At 69.2% G+C, this 6,682-nt stretch carries 8 protein-coding genes; 2 read left to right on the top strand and 6 right to left on the bottom strand.

Annotated elements, in window-relative coordinates:
- The first annotated feature begins 663 nt into the window (after positions 1 to 663).
- On the top strand, positions 664 to 1,323 hold the full coding sequence (locus ACZ38L_RS27525; RefSeq protein WP_465698195.1) for a hypothetical protein: 660 nt from the start codon (positions 664 to 666) through the stop codon (positions 1,321 to 1,323).
- Between the two features lie 108 nt (positions 1,324 to 1,431).
- Here ACZ38L_RS27525 and ACZ38L_RS27520 read toward each other — a convergent pair whose 3' ends face one another.
- From ACZ38L_RS27520 to ACZ38L_RS27505, 4 genes are read right to left on the bottom strand one after another with little or no spacing between them, the layout of a single operon-like run.
- Positions 1,432 to 4,335 carry a BTAD domain-containing putative transcriptional regulator gene (locus ACZ38L_RS27520; RefSeq protein WP_465698193.1) on the bottom strand — a complete coding sequence of 968 codons (2,904 nt, stop codon included), beginning with the start codon at positions 4,333 to 4,335 and terminating at the stop codon, positions 1,432 to 1,434.
- Positions 4,332 to 4,760 carry a pilus assembly protein TadG-related protein gene (locus ACZ38L_RS27515; protein WP_465698191.1) on the bottom strand — a complete coding sequence of 143 codons (429 nt, stop codon included), beginning with the start codon at positions 4,758 to 4,760 and terminating at the stop codon, positions 4,332 to 4,334. The genes ACZ38L_RS27520 and ACZ38L_RS27515 overlap by 4 nt, the downstream gene beginning before the upstream one ends.
- A complete protein-coding gene (locus tag ACZ38L_RS27510) occupies positions 4,760 to 5,188 on the bottom strand; it encodes a TadE/TadG family type IV pilus assembly protein (protein WP_465698189.1) in 429 nt (142 codons plus the stop codon). Before ACZ38L_RS27510 ends, ACZ38L_RS27515 begins: the two co-directional genes overlap by 1 nt.
- 16 nt (positions 5,189 to 5,204) lie before the next feature.
- Entirely contained in the window at positions 5,205 to 5,354 is a 150-nt protein-coding gene (locus tag ACZ38L_RS27505) for a hypothetical protein (RefSeq protein WP_465698187.1), read from the bottom strand.
- Between the two features lie 18 nt (positions 5,355 to 5,372).
- Here ACZ38L_RS27505 and ACZ38L_RS27500 point away from each other — a divergent pair, with 18 nt between their 5' ends.
- Positions 5,373 to 5,591 carry a hypothetical protein gene (locus tag ACZ38L_RS27500; RefSeq protein WP_465698185.1) on the top strand — a complete coding sequence of 73 codons (219 nt, stop codon included), beginning with the start codon at positions 5,373 to 5,375 and terminating at the stop codon, positions 5,589 to 5,591.
- A 23-nt stretch (positions 5,592 to 5,614) separates the two neighbouring features.
- Here the strand turns inward: ACZ38L_RS27500 and ACZ38L_RS27495 are convergent, their stop codons facing one another.
- The gene (locus ACZ38L_RS27495; protein WP_465698183.1) at positions 5,615 to 5,836 is read right to left on the bottom strand and encodes a hypothetical protein; all 222 of its coding nucleotides are present in this window, start codon (positions 5,834 to 5,836) and stop codon (positions 5,615 to 5,617) included.
- Positions 5,837 to 5,882: 46 nt separating this feature from the next.
- Entirely contained in the window at positions 5,883 to 6,593 is a 711-nt protein-coding gene (locus tag ACZ38L_RS27490) for a type II secretion system F family protein (RefSeq protein WP_465698181.1), read from the bottom strand.
- Between the last annotated feature and the right edge of the window lie 89 nt (positions 6,594 to 6,682).

Raw genomic sequence — 6,682 nt, 5'->3', positions numbered from 1 at the left:
CCCCCGGGCAGGCACCCCCGGGCAGGCACCCCCGGGCAGGCACCCCCGGGCAGGCACCCCCGGGCAGGCACCCCCGGGCAGGCACCCCCGGGCAGGCACCCCCGGGCAGGACGCTCGCCCACCGCTTCGCGGGGGCATCGCGCCTGCCAGGGAGAGCGGGACCGAGGCACCCGTGTTGCGACCACCCTGACTCAGGCTCAGGATCCATCGGGGTCGTGCGAACCGGCGGGCCCGCGCGAAGACCGGGTGGGACCTGCCACCAGGTATTGAGTCTGGCTACCCCACCCACCCCCAGTACGGCCGTGACCTGCGACTACGTCACGGGACAGGGTGTCCGCTCTATGGCTGGACACCAGATCGGACGTCCATGGAAGGACACCCATGGTCCGACGCCCTGCGCGACAGCGAGCTGGTCACCGCGTCAACGGCAGGACAGGCTCACAGGCACATTCCCGGGCCGTAGCCACCGATCGATGGCGTCCCACCAAGTGGTGCAGCAGGGATCTTGGAATAACCTCTGGTCATGCGGCGGCCATCGCGCAACTCGCTGAGCGAGAAGGATCGCTGAGCAGCAAGCACGTGTCCCGCGGTGGTTCGTGTCACATCCTGCTAGCATCCGCCGCTACCGCACCCAGGGAGGGGTGCCACACCACGGGGAGGGACATGGACCCCGCACTCATCACCGGCATCGCCTCGGTGCTGTCGGCCGGTGTCGCATCCGCTGGAACGTACTTCACCATGCGAGGGAATCGGCGGCACGACAAAACCGAACAGGACTCGAAGATCCGCGACAAACGGGAACTGGTCTATAAGGATGCCGAGAAGCTCGTCACTGCGTTCGAGAGCACCGCCGCGCTTCTCGTCGAAGTTACCCTCCGGGAGCGCGGCGCCGTGCGGAAGGAACTCGGCGACAACTTGGTGCGCATGCTCCGCTATCACCGCACCCTTGCCCTAACCGGGCCAGTGGGGATCACCTACATATGGCGACTCATCGAGGGGCGCGCCAACAACCTCGTGCACGCACTGGACGATCTCGGATTCAGTGACCCGGACCACGAGCCGACGGCGGAGGAGGGGAAGCGGGCCGCCGAGGAGCTGGCGGACTTCGCCAAGCACGTCGCCCCGTCATTCGGCATCATGGGTACGCTGCTGGACGACCCGCGGCTGATGTGCAGGCTCGACATCCAGCACCAAGTCGATGAAGAAGGCGAGAGCCTCAGCGTGAGAGTTCCGCCAGCCAAGCGCCGACTGTGGTGGCTGGATCGGCGCTCTGCCGACAGATATGAGGCTCTGGGGCAGCCGGCGTCGGAGAGGCCCGAGTAGCCATATACGACGAATGGATCGTCTCCCCCACCCTGCGACAAACTCCCGCCCAGCGCACCACCGTTGACCCACGACCACTACACCACTTCATGGGACACGATCCACCGATCACGGGCACCGCGTGATCGGAGCGCCTGGCGCCTGGCGGATTGGGCGGTTCATCACCGTCGGGTATGGACGCTGCGCAACAGAACGGCTGAGGGTCGGCCGGGCCGGTGCGGGGGCGAGGAGGTCCTGGAACGCTCGGATCGTGGCCGGTGTGGGGCGTTCGTCGATCTCGGCCAGGCGGGCGCGCAGGCGCTCTTGGGTCCGACGGACGGCCTCGGTGCGGCCCAGGGCGATGTGCTGACGAGCGAGGCGCAGGTGGAGCTGTTCGTTGTACGGGTCGTGGTCCAGAGCACGTTCGAGGAGGCCGAGTGCTTCCTCAGGATCGGTCGTGTTGGCCGCGAGGGCGCCGAGGGCGTTGAGGACGCGGCGGCGGGCATCCTCGCGCGGGGCGGTGAGCCAGGGGCGGTCCAGGCCCTGGCAGAGTTCGCCGTGGTAGAGGTCGACGGTCCGGCGGTGCGCGGCGGTGCGCTCGGCCGGGTCGGTCGCGGCGGCCGCGCTTCGCGCGGCCACGTGGAACTGTTCGAGGTCGGTCTCGACGAGTGCGGGGTCGAGCCGCCACAGCCCGCCGGCCTGGAGGAGCACCGGCACGGAGGTGGTGGCTCCGAGAGCGGTGCGCAGGGCACCACGGATGCTCTTCTTCGCGGTATGAAAAGCCTCGGTGCCGGTAGTGGCCGGGTCCTTCTCGGGCCAGATGGCTTCGAGAACGGCATCCTTGGTCGAGCCTTCAGGACGAGTGGCGAGGTAGGCGAGGAGTTCACCGGCGTAGCCGGTCAGGCCGCGGGTGATCAATTCTCCTTGGACGGTGGTGGCCAAGGGCCCGAGCAGGGTGATGCTGATCGGTCGCCTCGTTTGTACTTCGGTCGAAGCCGTCGGCGGAGCTTCGCTCGGGACGGATTGCTCGGGTTGATGGCTTGAAGCCGCCCCAAAGGAAGTGCCGGGCTCGCAAGCTGCTTCTAATTGCTCACTTTCCTGAGGGCACTCCGAGAAGTCCCCTTTGTCATTTTCGAAATGGAGCAGCGCGCTTGCTGCCGCCTCATCTGAAAAACTGTCCCTCAACCGAAGAACGTCCGGACTGGTCACGCTCGGAGTGGATCTGACCTCCGGCGCCCCGGTCAGCGATGACGGCACTACGCGCTGTCGCGCTTCCGGGACCTGTTCATCAGCCTCCGGAAGCAGAGCGAGAAGGATGTCCGCGGTGGTGGTGGGCAGATGAAAGAGACGCAGCGAGTCTGGTGCGACCGCGCCTGTGGCAGTGGCGCTACCGTCTAAGGCAACGTGGTAGACGAGCGCGTCAGCGGGTGGGACGGCACCATCGGTGAGCACGACTGCCGCTAGACCGGTACCACGGCCGACTTCGAGGAGTGTCCGCAGGCGCTGGTGGTGGCGCGGCTCGTGGCGGGTGAGCAGGATCAGCAGTTGGGGCTCGTCCAGGCCGGCTGGGCCCGTGCCTTCATGGTGTTGGCGGGTGCGATGCAGGTGCTCATCTTCGAGTGCGCCGATGGCGGCTTCGGTGTCGGACACTAGGCAGCAGTGGTGGAGCCGGCCGTCGGTCAGGCCCGGAGCCAGGCGCGCGATCTCGGTGCGGGGCAGCAGCAGGCGCGCGGTCTCCGGCGCGGTGAGCGCGCTGACGAGCAGCGCGCGGGCGGCGTCTTCGGAGCCGGGGCCGGTGAGTGCCAACATCCGGTGATCGCGCTCGGTCAGCAGGTCGAGAAGGCCTTGCTCCCTGGTCCCGCGGGCTCCGACGGGAAGGTCAGGGGTCTGGGTGCCGGATACGGCGGTGGTGGGAGTGTTGTCCTGCTGGTGCCGGGTGATGCCGCGCATCGCCGCGACGAGCGACGTCTCTTCCGGGCGGGGACCGTGCGTGTCAGTCCCATCGCCGAGTTGGTAGTCGCGACGGCGGCGCAGGGTTCGTCGGACAGCGGCAGCGCTGAGAGCCGCGGCCGCGGTGAGCGCGAGGTAGCCTGCGCCGCTGGGCAGTTGGACTCCGGTCTCGTGGGGATGCCGCAGCACGGCAGCGGGACGGCTGGGCTCGGTGGCCTGCCCAGCGTGCGCAGTTGGCGAGGCTTGCTGCGCAGGCGAGGGAACTGGTCGCGCTGGCTGTGCGGCGAGCGTTGGAGGCGAAGGCGGTGTTTGGGTGGCACCTGGTGGGGCCGGGACGGGCGGCGGTGGAAGCTGGCCGAGGGCTGACGGGGATGTGGTGGGTAGGAGGAGGGTCCAGCCCGGGGTGATCTTGTCGGGGTCGCTGAGGTAGGTGCCGTCGGCCTGGATCTGGTGCTTGTTGAGTTCGTAGATCTCGCGCCAGCGCAGGGGATTGTCGAGGTGGCGCTCGGCCAGGTCCCAGAGGGTATCGCCGGACTGGACCGTGCAGGACGCAGCGGACTGAACCGCCGGGCCCGCCGGATCCTTCTGTGTCTGGTCGGCGAACGGAGGGGCGGTCGGGACGGCAGGCGCGGTGGCGGCGACCGGGGCAGTCCATGCCGCGAGCGTGGTGCTGGTGCGAACAGCGGGTGCGGTGCGCAAGCTGGTGGCGATAGCGAGGGCGATCGCACCGACGAGCAGCCCGGCGATGGTGCGGCGGGCGGTCAGTGCGAGGAGGTTCGGGCTGGTTCCGTGGCTGAGCGTGGCGAAGTTCGCTGCGTGCCAGAGGACTTCGCGAAGCGTCTGCAGAAGGAGGCGGGCCCACAGCAGCCAACACAGGCAGTAGAGGATCTGCAGGAGCAGGATCACGGAGAGCGGGTTGGCGGCCCAGACGGTGAGCTCGTCGAGATCGGGGAGGTGCCGAGGACGGAATGGCGCGGCCCAAGTGACCAGGGCATACGGGAGGCCGGCGAGAAGGCTGAGCAGGGCGACCCCGGCTGCGGCGGCGCGTAGGAGGGCGGCCAGGCGGCCGGCGTGCGGCGTCACTGGCCGGTCTCCTCGGCGTGCGCGATAGCGGTGGCGGTGACGCTGATGCTGGTGATGCCGATGAGCGTGAGAATTTGGGTGCGCTGGGAGCGGTGGACCGTGACGGTTACCTGGTCACCGCGGGCGGACGCGCTGCCAGTGGCACCAGCGGCGCGAAGGTAGGCGGTGGCAGCCTGCTCGGCGTCGGTGCTGCTCAGGACGAGGGTCTGTTCGTCCCGGAGCTGCTTGAGGTCGAGGTGACGGGCGCCGTCGCGGGCAGCCTCCTGTGCTTCGCCGTAGGCGCGGACTCTTGCGCTCAGGGCGAGCCCGCCATCGACGGTAAGGCCGAGCAGAGCAAGCAGGCCCAGGACGATGACCACGGTGAAGGCGGTCACCGTCCCCTCGGCCCTGTCACGGCAGCGTCTGCCAAGCGTGTGGTTGGTCATCAGCCCTCCTCCGCGCGGTAGTTCTCTACGGGTACAGCGAAGGTCTCGGTGAGGGTGTGGGTGCCGGGCCAGGGCAGCTCGGTCAGGCCGGCGAGGTCCGCGGTGCAGGCCACGGTTGCGCTCACCTGGCCGCCGGGCCTGAACGCGGTGGTGTCCACGGTGACCGAGAGTCCGCCGCATCCGGTCCCTGCGCCCGCAAGGGCCGCGGCTGCCGAGGAGTTCGCCGCTGTGCTCGCTGCTGCCGGGTTGCGCGCGAGAGAGGCGGCGCGGGCGGCCTGGTGGGCTGCGTCTGCGACATCGAGACGGGCCGAGACCAATCTGCCGGCACCGACCGCGGCCACCAGCAGCATGATCAGCACCTGGGCAACCAGAACCATCTGCACGGAAGCCGATCCGCAGTCGCCGCGCAGGCGCGGTCGAGTGGGCAAGGTGGGCTCCTCCGGATCAGTCGGTGGACGGGGCGAGTCGTTCGACGGGCCCGCTGGCGTGGGCTCGGACGTGCAGGTGGAGGCCCGGCAGCACGGCCACCACGCCGCCAGTCACCTCCGCACTCGCCTCACGCTCGGTTCGCTGGACGATCACCTGGGGATCCATCAGGGATCCTGATCCAACTTGCTGGAGGAAGGAATGCCCATCGGCCCATCCTGCCGAGGCCGTAGCGTGTTCAGCGCGGGCCGTCGCCAGCGCTCGCGCGGCTGCTGCCTGAGCGACGTGCTGCGCATGCTCGGCCATCGCGAACTGCACAACCGCCGCGATCAGAAGCATCAGCAGCGCAATACTGCCTGCGACTTCGGCAGTACTCTCGCCACGATCTCGATCAGGGGTCAGTGAACGTGGTAGACGCATGGCCACTTCTAGAAGTTGAGGGACTTGGCCTTGTCGAGAACCTTTGTCGTCAGGATGCCGAGTGCGCCCACCGCCACGATGATCAGCAGAGCGGTGATGACGACGGTCTCGGTGGTGTAGCCGGCTTCCGGCTCGCCCTTGGCCCGGGCGCGGGCTTCGGCGAGCCTGGCGGCGACGCGGCGCCCGACCGTGGCAGCGAAGGCGCGGGCGTAGGTCAACGTGTCACGCATCGAATACTCCTTGTGAAAAGGGCGCAGTGCAGCGGAACAGGCAGATTCAGAGGCCGGAGAGGGCGTGGGCGAGCGCGGGATAGCCGATGAACAAGAGGAAGCCGGCGAACAGCACGACGACGGGCAGGCTCATGCGCTCGGTGGCGGAAGCGGCTTCGGCCTCCGCCTCGGCCAGCAGGTGTCCGCGCAACGTGGCGGCCTTGCTGGTCAACGATGCCTTGACCTTCGCGCCTTCCTGGCCGGCCAGGGCGGTCGTGGCCGCCAGCTCCGAGAGCTCCGGCACACCGAGACGCTCGCCGAGTTCTCCGAGCGGTTGCCAGGGCGGGGTGCGGGTCACCTCGGCCTGCGACAGGGCACGGCGGAAGGCCGTGAACGCGGACCCGTGCCCGGCCATCGCGGCCGCGGTCAGGGCCTGCTCGACACCAGCGCCGCCGGAGAGTGCGACGACGGTCAGGTCGAGGAACATCGAGAGCGCGTGGCGGACCTCGGCCCGGTACCGATTGGCTCGCTGACGCAGCGCCAGATCGGGGGCGACGAACAACACAACGGCCACAGCCACAGAGCCCCAGGCGGGAACCAGCAGCGGGAGGCCTTCCCCCGCGATCGCCACCAGCACTGTGACCAGCCAGGGCATCAGGAAGCCCGCCACCGCGGCGGTCGCCTTCTCCGCGAGGTGCCGATCGACCGGGATCGCGAGGGCCCTCAGGTCAGCTGCGATCTTCTTCCCCGGCAGGTGGCAGCGCAGCAGCAGCGGCACGCACCGTGTGCCGAGCCGCCCCGACCAGCCGACGGCTCCGACGGCGGCACGCGGTGGAAGGGGTGCAGCTGGGATGAGGGCACGGGCGA

Source organism: Kitasatospora sp. NPDC024654, assembly GCF_055559155.1.
The sequence above is the reverse complement of the archived record's forward strand: the minus strand, read 5'-3'. Positions and strand labels throughout refer to the sequence as shown.

Coding starts and splice junctions, on each gene's coding strand:
- ACZ38L_RS27515 (WP_465698191.1), bottom strand. CDS start 4,760: ATGACCAACCACACGCTTGGCAGACGCTGCCGTGACAGGGCCGAGGGG.
- ACZ38L_RS27495 (WP_465698183.1), bottom strand. CDS start 5,836: ATGCGTGACACGTTGACCTACGCCCGCGCCTTCGCTGCCACGGTCGGG.
- ACZ38L_RS27505 (WP_465698187.1), bottom strand. CDS start 5,354: ATGGATCCCCAGGTGATCGTCCAGCGAACCGAGCGTGAGGCGAGTGCG.
- ACZ38L_RS27525 (WP_465698195.1), top strand. CDS start 664: ATGGACCCCGCACTCATCACCGGCATCGCCTCGGTGCTGTCGGCCGGT.